This is a genomic window from Algoriphagus sp. (assembly GCF_024305035.1).
GTDB lineage: Bacteria > Bacteroidota > Bacteroidia > Cytophagales > Cyclobacteriaceae > Algoriphagus.
Map to the genome: position 1 here is coordinate 196,371 of NZ_JAMWZB010000003.1, position 11,972 is coordinate 208,342.

At 42.7% G+C, this 11,972-nt stretch carries 16 protein-coding genes; 7 read left to right on the plus strand and 9 right to left on the minus strand.

Annotated features, from left to right (window positions below; genetic code table 11):
- Positions 1 to 29: 29 nt before the first annotated feature.
- On the minus strand, positions 30 to 371 hold the full coding sequence (ssb, locus tag Q0L00_RS02720) for a single-stranded DNA-binding protein (RefSeq protein ID WP_297335327.1): 342 nt from the start codon (positions 369 to 371) through the stop codon (positions 30 to 32).
- A gap of 283 nt (positions 372 to 654) precedes the next feature.
- On the opposite strand from ssb, the gene Q0L00_RS02725 reads away from it, so the two are divergent.
- The 7 genes from Q0L00_RS02725 to Q0L00_RS02755 all read left to right on the plus strand — a co-directional run bounded on the left by Q0L00_RS02725 (position 655) and on the right by Q0L00_RS02755 (position 5,099).
- The gene (locus Q0L00_RS02725; RefSeq protein ID WP_297335328.1) at positions 655 to 1,977 is read left to right on the plus strand and encodes a polysaccharide deacetylase family protein; all 1,323 of its coding nucleotides are present in this window, start codon (positions 655 to 657) and stop codon (positions 1,975 to 1,977) included.
- A 131-nt stretch (positions 1,978 to 2,108) separates the two neighbouring features.
- Positions 2,109 to 2,366 carry a hypothetical protein gene (locus tag Q0L00_RS02730; protein WP_297335329.1) on the plus strand — a complete coding sequence of 86 codons (258 nt, stop codon included), beginning with the start codon at positions 2,109 to 2,111 and terminating at the stop codon, positions 2,364 to 2,366.
- Positions 2,367 to 2,413: 47 nt separating this feature from the next.
- Positions 2,414 to 2,611 (plus strand): hypothetical protein, encoded by a 198-nt coding sequence (locus Q0L00_RS02735; RefSeq protein WP_297335330.1) that lies wholly within the window; start codon positions 2,414 to 2,416, stop codon positions 2,609 to 2,611.
- A 343-nt stretch (positions 2,612 to 2,954) separates the two neighbouring features.
- On the plus strand, positions 2,955 to 3,404 hold the full coding sequence (locus Q0L00_RS02740) for a hydrogenase (protein ID WP_297335331.1): 450 nt from the start codon (positions 2,955 to 2,957) through the stop codon (positions 3,402 to 3,404).
- Between the two features lie 106 nt (positions 3,405 to 3,510).
- Positions 3,511 to 4,062: a DUF4287 domain-containing protein gene (locus Q0L00_RS02745; RefSeq protein ID WP_297335332.1), complete on the plus strand. Its 552-nt coding sequence runs from the start codon at positions 3,511 to 3,513 to the stop codon at positions 4,060 to 4,062.
- Between the two features lies 1 nt (position 4,063).
- Positions 4,064 to 4,543: an effector binding domain-containing protein gene (locus Q0L00_RS02750; protein WP_297335333.1), complete on the plus strand. Its 480-nt coding sequence runs from the start codon at positions 4,064 to 4,066 to the stop codon at positions 4,541 to 4,543.
- A 4-nt stretch (positions 4,544 to 4,547) separates the two neighbouring features.
- Positions 4,548 to 5,099, plus strand: a complete 552-nt coding sequence (locus Q0L00_RS02755) for a DUF4256 domain-containing protein (protein ID WP_297335334.1) — start codon at positions 4,548 to 4,550, stop codon at positions 5,097 to 5,099.
- Between the two features lie 88 nt (positions 5,100 to 5,187).
- Here Q0L00_RS02755 and Q0L00_RS02760 read toward each other — a convergent pair whose 3' ends face one another.
- The 8 genes from Q0L00_RS02760 to Q0L00_RS02795 all read right to left on the minus strand — a co-directional run bounded on the left by Q0L00_RS02760 (position 5,188) and on the right by Q0L00_RS02795 (position 11,857).
- Positions 5,188 to 5,880 (minus strand): HAD family hydrolase, encoded by a 693-nt coding sequence (locus tag Q0L00_RS02760; protein WP_297335335.1) that lies wholly within the window; start codon positions 5,878 to 5,880, stop codon positions 5,188 to 5,190.
- Positions 5,881 to 6,795, minus strand: a complete 915-nt coding sequence (locus Q0L00_RS02765; protein ID WP_297335336.1) for an alpha/beta hydrolase — start codon at positions 6,793 to 6,795, stop codon at positions 5,881 to 5,883.
- Between the two features lie 147 nt (positions 6,796 to 6,942).
- Positions 6,943 to 7,293 carry an L-rhamnose mutarotase gene (locus tag Q0L00_RS02770; RefSeq protein WP_297335337.1) on the minus strand — a complete coding sequence of 117 codons (351 nt, stop codon included), beginning with the start codon at positions 7,291 to 7,293 and terminating at the stop codon, positions 6,943 to 6,945.
- A gap of 3 nt (positions 7,294 to 7,296) precedes the next feature.
- Positions 7,297 to 8,610 (minus strand): L-fucose:H+ symporter permease, encoded by a 1,314-nt coding sequence (fucP, locus tag Q0L00_RS02775; protein WP_297335338.1) that lies wholly within the window; start codon positions 8,608 to 8,610, stop codon positions 7,297 to 7,299.
- Positions 8,607 to 9,371, minus strand: a complete 765-nt coding sequence (locus tag Q0L00_RS02780; protein WP_297335339.1) for an SDR family oxidoreductase — start codon at positions 9,369 to 9,371, stop codon at positions 8,607 to 8,609. Before Q0L00_RS02780 ends, fucP begins: the two co-directional genes overlap by 4 nt.
- The gene (locus Q0L00_RS02785) at positions 9,349 to 10,212 is read right to left on the minus strand and encodes an amidohydrolase family protein (RefSeq protein WP_297335340.1); all 864 of its coding nucleotides are present in this window, start codon (positions 10,210 to 10,212) and stop codon (positions 9,349 to 9,351) included. The genes Q0L00_RS02780 and Q0L00_RS02785 overlap by 23 nt, the downstream gene beginning before the upstream one ends.
- A complete protein-coding gene (locus Q0L00_RS02790; protein WP_297335341.1) occupies positions 10,209 to 11,072 on the minus strand; it encodes a fumarylacetoacetate hydrolase family protein in 864 nt (287 codons plus the stop codon). The genes Q0L00_RS02785 and Q0L00_RS02790 overlap by 4 nt, the downstream gene beginning before the upstream one ends.
- Before the next feature lie 26 nt (positions 11,073 to 11,098).
- A complete protein-coding gene (locus tag Q0L00_RS02795; RefSeq protein ID WP_297335342.1) occupies positions 11,099 to 11,857 on the minus strand; it encodes an SDR family oxidoreductase in 759 nt (252 codons plus the stop codon).
- Between the last annotated feature and the right edge of the window lie 115 nt (positions 11,858 to 11,972).

Consider the following 11,972-nt stretch of genomic DNA (forward strand, 5'->3'; position numbering starts at 1 on the left):
AAAAAAAGAAGGGATGAGCCGTACTAAGTTCAGTCTCTTTTTTTGCCAAGCAGCAGAAAATTGGAAACGACCACTTCAGAGATATAGCGCTTGAGGCCATCTTTGTCTGTGAAGTCTCGATGGGTAAGTTTCCCCTCAATGGCGATTTCAGATCCTTTAGTGGTGTATTTTTCCAGAATTTCGGCATCCTTATTCCAGAGAACAAGGTTGTGCCAGGTGGTTTCTTCCACCTTTTCGCCATTTTTGTTTTTGTAGGTCTCATGGGTGGCCAAGCTAACCCGACCGACTTTTTTGCCCGTGTCAAAGGTGGTGATTTCAATTTTATCACCGAGGTTTCCGATGAGTTGAACTCTGTTTCTTAAAGCATTCATACTAACTAGATTAATGTGAGAAATTGATTTTTGTTTTCTGCTTTTGAAAACGCGATGGTCAAAGTTGAGACTGAGCCTAGGCAACAGTCGGGTACTAGTCGATAGTATCCGATAATAGTCGTTTGCTGTCGGGCAAACCGCCTTCATGTATTTTGAGGGCAAATTTTATCCTTGTTTTTGGGTCGATGGGTATACGTAAAAACTTTAGATGCGAGATTTTTACCAACGGTTCTTCCTTTCGTCTACATTTTGAGGATATTAGAGTCTTAACCATTCACCCAAAATGAAAAATTTGCTCATTATTATTCTCGGTGTCTTGCTGGGAGTTTCCTGTAAGTCAAAAGATCCTCAGATCGGTCAAACCGAAATCATGAAATGGTCTGGAAATAAAACCGGAGCGATTTCCATCACCTTTGATGACGGGATTGTCAATCAGCTGACCATAGCCAAACCGATTTTGGACAGTCTGGATTTACTGGCCACTTTTTATATTATTACCGGTAAAGTTCCGGGTTCTGGGGAAGGGAAATTTATCGGCAGAGATCCTAATGAAATCATCGAGGAAACAGCTGCTGTGCCGACCGATTCCACTAATTTTTTTGAACGGGCATCTCTGATTGCTTTTACGGGTACTTCCGAAGCTGAAAACTATCATGCCCAAGCAGGAGCACTTTTTGAGCAGGGGAGAATAGCGGATGCCTACAGTCTGATAGATGAAGGCTTTGAGAAAATCCGAAACGGGACCATGCGTGATACCGATGAGGTAGTTTTTCACAATAATTTGGAGGATACAACCACGTGGGAACAGTACAAATCGTATGCTGCTCAGGGACATGAAATCGCCTCTCATACGGTAACTCATCCGAGGTTGGCCGTGCTAGATGAAGTAAATATGCGATACGAGCTGGAGCAGAGTAAAGCTGATTTATTGAAATTTATCGGACCAGAATCCACCTTTACTGCTGAAGGACCCTACGGAACCGAGGATGAGCGAGTGATGGAAATTGCTCATCAAATCTATCCTGCGCTTCGAAACCGCATGCCTGAGGCTTGGCTTGAGGAAATTAATCGAGGTAGTGAGATGACTCCGGGAGAGACGAAAAAGGAATATGTGCAGTGGCAACGTGGTCCAGTGACTCGGACCGAAATGGAACGGATGAAAAGTTGGGTAGATACCTTAGGAAATCACGACCATACCTGGTTGGTTTTGGTATTTCATGGGGTTGAAAATTTAGGATGGGAACCCAAAACACGACAGGAGTTGGTTGAATATTTTTCATTTATTAAATCTCAGGAAGATCGGGTTTGGGTAGCTCCTTTTCGCGAAGTGACCAAGTACCTTCGCCAGCGAAAGGGAACTGAAGTAGTAACCGAACTTAACGAAACTCAAATTCAGATTCGGTTCAAATCTGATCTTGATCCCTCAATCTATCAAGTGCCTTTGACCCTTAAAACCTATCTTCCCAACGAATGGGATCAGCCGAAAATCAATCAGGGAGGGGAAAAAATTGAATTTCAAAGAAGCCAGGATGAAAAAGGGGATTTTATTCTGTATGAAGCATTTTTAGGCAAAGGGGAAATTGTAATCAAGGAGGGAGGGGATTAAGAGAATTTCCCTATACGCTCAACCCAAATCGACCCGAAGGAACCTCAGATTTTGGAACTGTAAATAGGAAGATAAAGCGTAACTATATAAATTAGGTTAAACGTTGATGGGAATGGCTAAGTAAAAGGAAGATGGAGCAATCGTATTATCAGAAAAATAAAGAAAAGATCCTCAAACGCATGAAAGAGCGGTATCAGGAGGATAAAGCGTTTCGCAATAAAGCGCAACAAGTCTACCGTGAGCGCTATCAATCCGATCCGGATTACCGAGAAAAAACATTGGAGCGGGCAAAAAGTCGATACCATACTGATGAAAAATATCGGCAGGCAACGATCGATCGGGCAAAATTGAGACATCAAAAATTGAAACAAACTAAAAAGGATAACTAATTCCCAGCGTTCGTAAGCCCCTTAACTGATCGTTATTTTCCTTCAAAATGGAAACGCCTTCTAAAATTCCGCCCCTAGTTAACGCGTATATTTTTAAACTGGAGGAGCCTGCCAAATCCAAAATTTTGGAGCTCCGAACAGTTTTGAAAAGTATCGCGCCCAATGCTTCAGAGTTATTAAAATGGGGAAAGCCGGTTTTTCAATCCACCACAATTTTGTTTGCCTATGCGGCTCATCGCCATTAGTTAAGTTTTGTGCCGACTTCTCCGGCAATTCTTCCATTTTTAGAGGAGTTAGATGGGTTTGTGCTTAAAAAAGATTCCATTCAGTTTCGGTATGATCAAGCATTACCTAGGGAATTAATCAAAAAGATAGCTGCCTATCGGAAAAGGGATGTGGAAAGGAATGGAGCTAAATGGAAGTATTGAGGAGGGACATTTTTTTTCGGAATTGAGTGCTAGCTTCTTTTTTAATTTATTGATTTTCATTATATTAGACTTGATGTGTGGTTGATGGGAGTAGCCTGAACTTGGGTGTCCCTGAATTCTGGTGGAAATAATTTTCGTTTACAAAAATTCACCTTTCCTGATGTCAACTTCCGAGCTCTCATTTCGTCAATCCGATCGGCTGGTGTTTCTGGGCATATTTCTAGTGACACTTGGACTTGTAGTTGGTCTGATCATTCCTTTTTTTGCCAATCCACGCATGGGACTTTCCAGTCATTTGGAGGGGATTATGAACGGAATCTTTTTGGTGATTTTAGGATTAATTTGGCCTAGGGTAAAGCTGTCTAAAAAGTGGATGACCCTAACTTTTTGGCTTGCGGTCTATGGTTCATTTGCCAATTGGTTTGGGGTTCTTCTTGCGGCTATTTTCAATGCTGGAGGACAGCTGACGGTGGCTGCACAAGGGAAAAAAGGATCAGACCTGGCTGAACTGAGTGTTAACTTTTTTCTAGTTACGCTGACGCTGGCTATGCTGTTGGTTTGTACGGTACTCTTAGTGGGATTGTGGCACGGAAGACATCGGTCATTTTAAGGGATTCCGGAGGCCAAAAATTGGGATTTCCACTACTAATTTTAGCTTTGCTTTCTTTGAAATGACTAAATTTAACATTTAGAAACCTTATTTAACCACAACTTCTATGGACGCAGCTACTCAAACGATGATAGCCAATTTGGAGAAAAATACCGGGAAAAATCTTGAGTATTGGATCAAACTGGTGAAAGATCAGAATTTTTCGAAGCACAAGGAAATGATCGATTGGCTGAAACAATCCCATGGCCTGACTTATGGTTTTGCTAACCTGATTGCTCATAAATCCAAAGGAAGTGACGCGGGGTCTGTGGATGATCAAGCGGAATTAATTAAAAAACAATATCAAGGTAAGGAGCATCTCAAGGCCATCTATGATTATTTGATAGTTAAAATCAAGGCTTTTGGAGCCGATGTGGAAATTGCCCCAAAGGTATCCTATGTAAGCCTTCGGCGTAAGAAACAGTTTGCCATGCTTAGCCCAGCGACAAAAACCCGATTTGAGATTGGGTTAAATTTAAAAGGAATTGAGGCAACTGATCGCCTTTTAGCTGAGAAACCCAAGGGAATGTGTTCTCATAAAATTCAGCTTTCCGAACTTAATCAAATTGATGAAGAAGTCTTGAAATGGCTTCAGTTGGCGTACCAAAAGGCAGGATAAAATGTTGGAAGAAAAATTAACGTTGATCGAAACGATTCCCAGCTTTGAGGTGATTGGCTTGAAACTCCCTTTCAAAACTCAAAACCGGAACGGCCAATCCAATCGCGATGGAGGGCAACTTTGGCAGAAATTTGAACAGGAACAAGTGGCCTCCAAAATCCCCAGAAAGTTAAGTGAGGATATTTTTGCCGTTTATTTTGACTATGAAGGAAATCATACAGACCCATTTTCTTACTTTGTAGGTTGCCAGGTAGTGCCAGGTTCACCGATGCCTGAGGGGCTTGATCGATTGATTATTCCTGCACAAACCTACCAGAAAATAAGGGTAAGGGGACCGATGCCTGATTGCATCTCAGGGTTTTGGAGAGAAGTATGGAAGTCCAAGATTCCTCGAGCCTATCGGGTAGACTTTGAACGGTATGGGGAGAAAAGTAAGAACTGGGATTTGGCTGAAATTGAGGTGTTTCTATCCATAAACTAATCTAATGAGTAATTTTAAACTACAAGAAAGCGAACTGATCGCTTTGCTTCGATTTCGTTTTGAGGAAAACAAAACTCATTACGCAGATTTTTCCTGGGATGCAGTTGAAAGAAAATTAGGGAGCCAACCCGAAAAGTTACAAACCCTTCTTTACATGGAAGAATCGGGTGGTGAGCCTGCTATTCTTACCTATGACAAGGTAAATGATACCTTTGATTTTTATGATTGTAGTCCGGAAAGCCCAAAGGGGAGGAGGAGTGTCTGTTATGATCTGGAGGCTCGGGTGAACCGCAAGAAATTTCCGCCCGATCATTCTGCAGAGGAACTAGCCCAAAGATGGGGTGGAAGATTATTGAGTGAAGAGCAATACCAATTCTTGCAGCAATTCGGTGAGTTTGATCTTAAAACATCTTCTTGGCTAAAAACACCCGACTCAATTCGGAAACTTGGCGGAGCACTTTTTGGAGACCGAAGGTTTGGGCGAGTATTCACTTACCACAATGGGGCAGATTCCTACTATGGAGCCAGAGGGTTTCGCATGATGTTAAAACTGTAATTTTTTCTACTTCCCAAGAAGGTGAAAAACGTGAGCTTGATCAAACCCCCATGCAGTTGGTTAATTTGAGTGTTGTGTTGTTATCAGCTTACATTTTTCGAATTAAATCGGCAGCTTGGGTGATATTTTCCACAGAATTAAACCGTTCATGACTGACTTCATGTTGGATTTCCTCGTGTGCCCAGGTAATATGAAAGGGAATATGAATCGCATGTCCCCCAAGCTCAAGTACCGGGAGAATATCGGATTTTAAACTGTTGCCAAGCATCACAAATTTCTCAGGAGCAACATCCAAATGTTGAATTAGCTTTGCAAAATCATCCACCCGCTTTTCACTCATGATTTCGATATGATGAAAATACTGTTCGAGTCCCGATTTTTTGAGCTTTCGCTCCTGGTCGACCAAGTCTCCTTTGGTGGCTAAGACCATCCGATAATCCCCGTTCAGTTTTTGGAGGACTTCTTCAACGCCCGGTAAAAGATCTACTGGTTTTTCGAGCATTTCTTGCCCGATTCCTATGATTTTTTCGATTAAGGAAATCGGAATTTTCTTGTCTGAAACCCGAAGGGCTGTTTCGATCATCGAAAGCATAAATCCTTTAATTCCATACCCATAAAGCTTTAAATTGCTAATTTCGGTATGGTAAAGTTCCTTCATAATGGCATGCGAGGGCATGAAATCTTCCAGTAGTGAAGAGAATTTTTCTTCCGCTTCACGAAAAAAAGGTTCATTGACCCAGAGCGTATCATCGGCATCAAAGGCAATTACTTGGATTGACATTTATTCTAAATTTTTGATCCAGTCTAACACTACTTCAGTCCAGTTTTCTACTGCACCCCGATTTCTTCCAAAAGCGAAGCCATGTCCACCTTTGGGATAAATATGAAGCGAAGCCTTCACTCCAGCGGAATGAAGTGCTTGGTAATAGAATAGGCTGTTTTCAATCGGGACGGCCTGGTCATCTTGGGCATGAACCAGGAAAGTAGGCGGTGTGTTTTCATTCACATTCAATTCATTGGAAAAGCGAGTGACCAAACCTTGTGTTGGATTTTCACCGATCAAGTTTTTCTTTGACCCTTGGTGAGTGATTCTTTCCGAAAAGCTGGTTACCGGATAGACCAATATCGAAAAATCCGGTCTGGCACTGAGCTGATCGATGGGGTCGTTTTCTCGCTCCAGCTCATAATCAAACTGGGTGCTCAAGGTAGAGGCTAAATGACCGCCGGCCGAAAAACCCATAACCCCGATTTGCTTTGGGTCGATATTCCAATTCGCTGCATGATGACGAACCAATCTCATTGCACGCTGTGCATCCAGTAGCGGAACTTCTTTGGGATCTGTCAATGATTTGGAAATCGGAAGACGGTATTTGACGACTATTCCTGCAATCCCTTGTGAGTTGAGCCATTTGGCAAAGTCCGTTCCTTCCCAGTCGTAGGCCAAAATCCCATACCCACCCCCTGGAAATATCAAAACTGCTTGCTGGGTTGCCACTTGGGCAGTGGGAAGAAATACCTCCATTAGGGGTACTTGTACATTCGAAATGCGAAGAATACCTTCCTGTACTGCTTCTTCTTGTAAATTCATTTCTTTTTGAAGTGGAGGTGTGCCGGGCCAAAGGTTTAGCCTATGGTTTTGGGCAAAGCTCAGACTATGGAAACAACACAAGATTGCTATGAATAAAGATTTTTTCATGATCAGCAAGTTTTTAAATTGATGGGGCTGGATTAGGATCTTGCCAAGAAACGATTTTAAAAAAAAGAATCGCATAAATACCTTATAAATTCAACTATTTCTTCATGGAATGATCTCTTTTCCCAGTGACTTGTTTTACAACGTCCATCAGGGTAGATTCTTTTCTGCTTTATATTCAAAGATCTGCTCAGTCAAGGCCCAGCGCCAAGTTGGAGGAGTACCGGGTAAATGGGTTTGAAACTGACCCAGAAACTTTTCCCATTCCTGAACTTTAGGATTGGCGAGATCTAGTTTGGCTTTTTTCTCAAAATTGAATTCGTCGGTGGTATTGATCAACATTGTCAGACGATTTTGCCAGCGATAAATGCTCATGTTGAGTATTCCGCTGACGCGGATACTTTCCAAAATTTCCGGTGACACGTTTCGATGACAAGTTACATAGGCCTCAATTGCCTCGGGTTCATTTTTTAAATCACAGATCAAAACAAATGTTTGCATGGCCTAAGGGGTGTTTTGAGTTTTTGATCTGATCGAAAATAGCCAAACGAAAAAGAAACAAATAAACGGAAGAATAAAAGAAAACTTGACTTCGGACACTCCAAGTATCCTCAAATCGGTATATCCACTTCCGCCCCAATCCAGGATCATGCCCTGTAAAGTCGGCATAATTGCACCACCAACGATGGCCATAACCAAAAAGGCCGCGGCAAATTTCGAATCTTCACCCAACCCCTCGAGCGCCATGCCATAGATGGTCGGAAACATCAAAGACATTGCAAAACTTATTGCCACTAAGCTGTAAAGCCCCAGCATTCCAGGAAGGAAAATAGCTCCCAGGGTAAAGAGCATGGCCAAAACTGAAAAAATCCCCAGTAATCTTGCTGCAAAAACAACTCGAAGGAGTGCAGTACAAACCCATCTCCCGATTAAAAACACAAGTAAGGCAGCATAGCCATAGTTTACCGCAGACACATTATCGATTTGGATTGCTTCGGCATATTGATAAATGTAAGTCCAGACCATGATCTGAGCTCCCACATAAACTAACTGAGCTAGTGTTCCTTCAACAAAATTTCGATTTGAAAAAAGGCGCTTCATGGTTGGTCCAAAGTCAATTTTGCCCGTTTTGTCTTTGCTTTCCGGCATATTGACCCAGGCGATCACCACCATTACCCCGATCACCACTACTCCCAATAGAACATATGGGTTTCGGATGACCATGAGGTCATTGGTTCGGATAAAGGCCTTGGCTGACTCGTCTAAGGAAGCATAGGCCAACCTGCCATTTTCATCGGTGGTGTTGGATTGGAGTGCGTTGAGAATAAATTGTTTGGCTACAAATAAGCCAGCCAAGGCCCCCATAGGGTTGAAAGCTTGGGCTAAATTAAGTCGCTGAGTGGCTGTTTGCTCGGGTCCCATGGACAGGATGTAGGGATTGGCTGTCGTTTCCAAAAAAGCTAGACCAAAAGTCAAAATGTAAAGGGAAGCCAGAAAGAACCCATAGCTTTCCCAAGAAGCTGCAGGGTAAAACAATAAAGCTCCGAAAGCATATAAACCCAGGCCTAAAAGAACGCCTGTTTTGTAAGAATATTTCTTGATAAAAAATGCTGCAGGTAGGGCCATGGTAAAATAGCCTCCGTAAAAGGCTAGCTGAACGAAGGAGGCTTGAACATTATTTAGTTCCAAAACCCGCTTGAAGGCTGCGACCATGGGGTTAGTAATGTCATTGGCGAACCCCCAAAGTGCAAAAAGCGAGGTAATCAACATAAATGGTATCAGTAGCTTTTTGGGTACTATTGGGACCTTTGTTTTCATAGTGCTCGGTCAAGATGAGTGTAGCCACCATCCACAAACAACTGTTGACCAGTGATGTGAGATGCTTTTTCTGAGAGGAGAAAAACAACCATATTTGCGATTTCCTGCGGAGTAGTCATTCGTTTTCCCAGAGGAATCCTATGGGTGATTTCATTTAGTTTTTCTTCAGGTTGTGAGAAAGAATTCAGCCAGTTTTCATATAAAGGAGTAAATACTTCAGCAGGGATTACTGCATTGACCCGGATTTGGTAGGGGAGAAGTTCTGCTGCCCATTCCCGAGTGAGTGCGAGTTGAGCGCCTTTCGCAGCTACGTAGCCAGAGGTCCCCCCTTGGCCCGTTATGGCCGTTTTCGATGAAATATTGACGATGCTTCCTTTGGATTTTTTCAAATATGGAAGGGAAAAATGCGCCAATTCATAATAATGCATCAGGTTTTTTTGAACCGACCGGGCAAAAGCTTCGGGGTTTCCCTGTTCCAAACCTACTCGGTCATTGGTTCCGGCATTATTGACCAATCCATCAATTCGGCCAAAAGTAGAAAAAGCATGATTTACAGCGCTTTCCGAATCTGCAGGTGTTTCAAGACGAAGGGGGATATGAAGACCGCATCCTTTTCCCAAAACTAATTTGCCTACTTCCTTGGAAGGATCGATGATGACCGGAATGGCACCTTCCAGTTGAAGCGTTTCAGAAATAGCCCTGCCGATGCCCTTGGCACCACCGGAAATGAGGAATACTTTATTCTTGAGTGAAAGGTCCATGGCTTGTCCTAAGTGGAGAAATCTGATAAAATTCTTCGGCGCTTTGTCCTAATAGTTGAGCTTTTTCAGCCTTGGAAAGGGAGTTGGTAAAGACTTCTATCGTTTCATAAACCTGCTCATATTCACCCGCCAAAAGACAAACCGGCCAGTCACTCCCAAACATTAATCGATCCGGGCCAAAAAGTTCAAGAGCAATTTCCAGGTAGGGAATGAAGTCTTCAAGGGTCCAGTTTTTCCAATCTGCCTCGGTAACCAACCCGGATAATTTACAGTAAATATATTCTCGTTCAGAAATGGGTTTCAACTGCTTTTTCCATTCCCGCCAGATCCCAGATTTGATTTTGGGCTTGGCCAGATGATCAATCACTATCCGATGTTCTCCACATTGTTTAATTAAGGTTAAGGCATCTTCCAGTTGATGTGCATAAACCAACAAATCATAAGTATAGCCCTTTTTGTAAATGGTTTTTAACCCTTGAATAAACTCCGGTCGGTGAAAGTATTTGGAATCTTTGGATTGAAGAACTTCTCGAAACCCTTTCAATTTTGACTGCTTGGAATAGCGATCCAAAATCAAATCCAACTCAGCAGAAGCCAAGTCTGCCCAACCGACCACGCCAACAATCCAATTGTTTTCCTCAGCCAGCTCCAGTAGGAAATCAGTTTCAGCTAGGCTTTCCTCAGCCTGAACTACCATGCTGCCATCGATTTGACAACCGTCCAGTTTAGGCTTTAGGTCCTGGGGAAGAAAGTCTTTTCGGATTTGTTCCATCCCACTATCAATCCATTCCTGACGTTTGGGGTCATACTTCCAAAAGTGCTGATGGGCGTCGATTTTCATGCCTCCGGATCATTCAAAGCTACCTGTCTGGACATTCCTAAGCCGTCTATTCCTAGCTCGACTACGTCACCGTGCTTGAGGTATCTGGGTTCGGGTTTTAGTCCCATTCCTACACCTGCAGGTGTCCCGGTACTGATGAGATCACCCGGTAGGAGGGTCATGTATTGCGAAACATGGGAAATGAGGGTAGGGATATCAAAAATCATGTCTGAAGTATCACTGTCTTGGAGGAGCTTTCCATTGAGTTTGAGCCAAAGTCGAAGGGCATGCGGGTTTGGGACTTCGTCTTGTGTGACTAAAAAGGGTCCCAAAGGAGCAAAGTGGTCAGCACTTTTTCCTTTGACCCATTGGCCTCCATGGCGGAGTTGAAAATCCCGTTCACTGACATCATTGTGCAGTACGTACCCCGCAACATAATCCATAGCCTGTTCGGTTTTGACATACTTCGCTCGCTTTCCGATCACCACACCGAGTTCTACTTCCCAGTCTGTTTGTTTTGAATCTTTGGGAATAAAAATCGGGTCAAAGGGCCCGCAAAGAGAAGAGGTAGCTTTCATAAAAATAATCGGGACTTCGGGAACTGACATGCCTGCCTCCTGAGCATGTTTGAGGTAATTGAGTCCAATGCAAATGATTTTGGAAGGGCGGACAATGGGGGAGCCAATTCTACTATTTTTCGGAACAGAAGGAAGCTTGGTTTGATTGGCCTGGAGCCAAATTTCAAGTCGCTCCAAGCCCCCTTTTGTAAAAAACTGCTCATCCCAATCTTCTCCAAACGAACTGCAATCGAGCATGTTACCTGTTGAGGTTTGGATTCCGGGTTTTTCTTGGTCTTTTGGACCAAATCGTATTAGTTTCATGATTTTAGGTTTAGGTTTGTGGGGATTTACATTTTTAATCCCATAAATCCACCATCAATGGTGTAATTGGCTCCGGTAATAAATCCACCGGAATCACTGGAAATGAAATAGGCAAGCTCCGCAATTTCCTCAGGACTGCCCATTCGGCCTAGGGGTTGAGTTGCAGCTAGTTTTTCAAACATTTCTTTTTCTTTCCCTGGATAGTTTTTAGCCAAAAACCCATCCACAAAAGGGGTGTGGACTCTTCCGGGAGAAATACAATTACAACGGATGTTTTTGTCTACGTAATCTCGGGCGATACTCAAGCTTAAAGATAAAACCGCTCCTTTGGACATGCTATAGGCAAAGCGGTCTGGTATTCCTATGGTAGCAGCGACCGAACACATGTTGAGGATGGAACCTCCTCCATCAGCAATTAACCGGCCTATGGCTGCCTGGGTGCAGTTGAAGATTCCTTTGACATTTACTCGAAAAATTTTATCAAAATCTTCCTCAGAAGTATGTTCCAAATTACCGATATGGGATATTCCGGCATTATTAATTAGGACATCAAGTTTTCCTGGGATTTGGCTTATCAGACTTTTGATAGCGGCGAAATCAGAAATATCACCAGCTAAAAAGTGTACGGAATTCTCAGTTTGATTTAATTCTTCGGTAATCTGATCGGCAGCTTCTTGATTGGTATCAATGAAGTAAACAGTACTTTTTTCACAGGCAAATTTCCGAACAATTGCAGCACCAATTCCACTGGCACCTCCGGTTACGAGAATGGTTTTGTTTTTCATGAGCTTGATTCTAGTCTAAATTAACCGATTCTCAAATTAAAAAATGATAAGCGGAATCTACAGGGAAATCGCTTTTGAATTTTTTTTAAATCAAATTTTTTTTGGTATTTTAGGT

Excerpts from the sequence above, each read along its gene's own strand:
- ssb (WP_297335327.1), bottom strand. The coding sequence starts at position 371 with ATGAATGCTTTAAGAAACAGAGTTCAACTCATCGGAAACCTCGGTGAT.
- Q0L00_RS02725 (WP_297335328.1), top strand. The coding sequence starts at position 655 with ATGAAAAATTTGCTCATTATTATTCTCGGTGTCTTGCTGGGAGTTTCC.
- Q0L00_RS02730 (WP_297335329.1), top strand. The coding sequence starts at position 2,109 with ATGGAGCAATCGTATTATCAGAAAAATAAAGAAAAGATCCTCAAACGC.
- Q0L00_RS02735 (WP_297335330.1), top strand. The coding sequence starts at position 2,414 with ATGGAAACGCCTTCTAAAATTCCGCCCCTAGTTAACGCGTATATTTTT.
- Q0L00_RS02740 (WP_297335331.1), top strand. The coding sequence starts at position 2,955 with ATGTCAACTTCCGAGCTCTCATTTCGTCAATCCGATCGGCTGGTGTTT.
- Q0L00_RS02745 (WP_297335332.1), top strand. The coding sequence starts at position 3,511 with ATGGACGCAGCTACTCAAACGATGATAGCCAATTTGGAGAAAAATACC.
- Q0L00_RS02750 (WP_297335333.1), top strand. The coding sequence starts at position 4,064 with ATGTTGGAAGAAAAATTAACGTTGATCGAAACGATTCCCAGCTTTGAG.
- Q0L00_RS02755 (WP_297335334.1), top strand. The coding sequence starts at position 4,548 with ATGAGTAATTTTAAACTACAAGAAAGCGAACTGATCGCTTTGCTTCGA.
- Q0L00_RS02760 (WP_297335335.1), bottom strand. The coding sequence starts at position 5,880 with ATGTCAATCCAAGTAATTGCCTTTGATGCCGATGATACGCTCTGGGTC.
- Q0L00_RS02765 (WP_297335336.1), bottom strand. The coding sequence starts at position 6,795 with ATGAAAAAATCTTTATTCATAGCAATCTTGTGTTGTTTCCATAGTCTG.
- Q0L00_RS02770 (WP_297335337.1), bottom strand. The coding sequence starts at position 7,293 with ATGCAAACATTTGTTTTGATCTGTGATTTAAAAAATGAACCCGAGGCA.
- fucP (WP_297335338.1), bottom strand. The coding sequence starts at position 8,610 with ATGAAAACAAAGGTCCCAATAGTACCCAAAAAGCTACTGATACCATTT.
- Q0L00_RS02780 (WP_297335339.1), bottom strand. The coding sequence starts at position 9,371 with ATGGACCTTTCACTCAAGAATAAAGTATTCCTCATTTCCGGTGGTGCC.
- Q0L00_RS02785 (WP_297335340.1), bottom strand. The coding sequence starts at position 10,212 with ATGAAAATCGACGCCCATCAGCACTTTTGGAAGTATGACCCCAAACGT.
- Q0L00_RS02790 (WP_297335341.1), bottom strand. The coding sequence starts at position 11,072 with ATGAAACTAATACGATTTGGTCCAAAAGACCAAGAAAAACCCGGAATC.
- Q0L00_RS02795 (WP_297335342.1), bottom strand. The coding sequence starts at position 11,857 with ATGAAAAACAAAACCATTCTCGTAACCGGAGGTGCCAGTGGAATTGGT.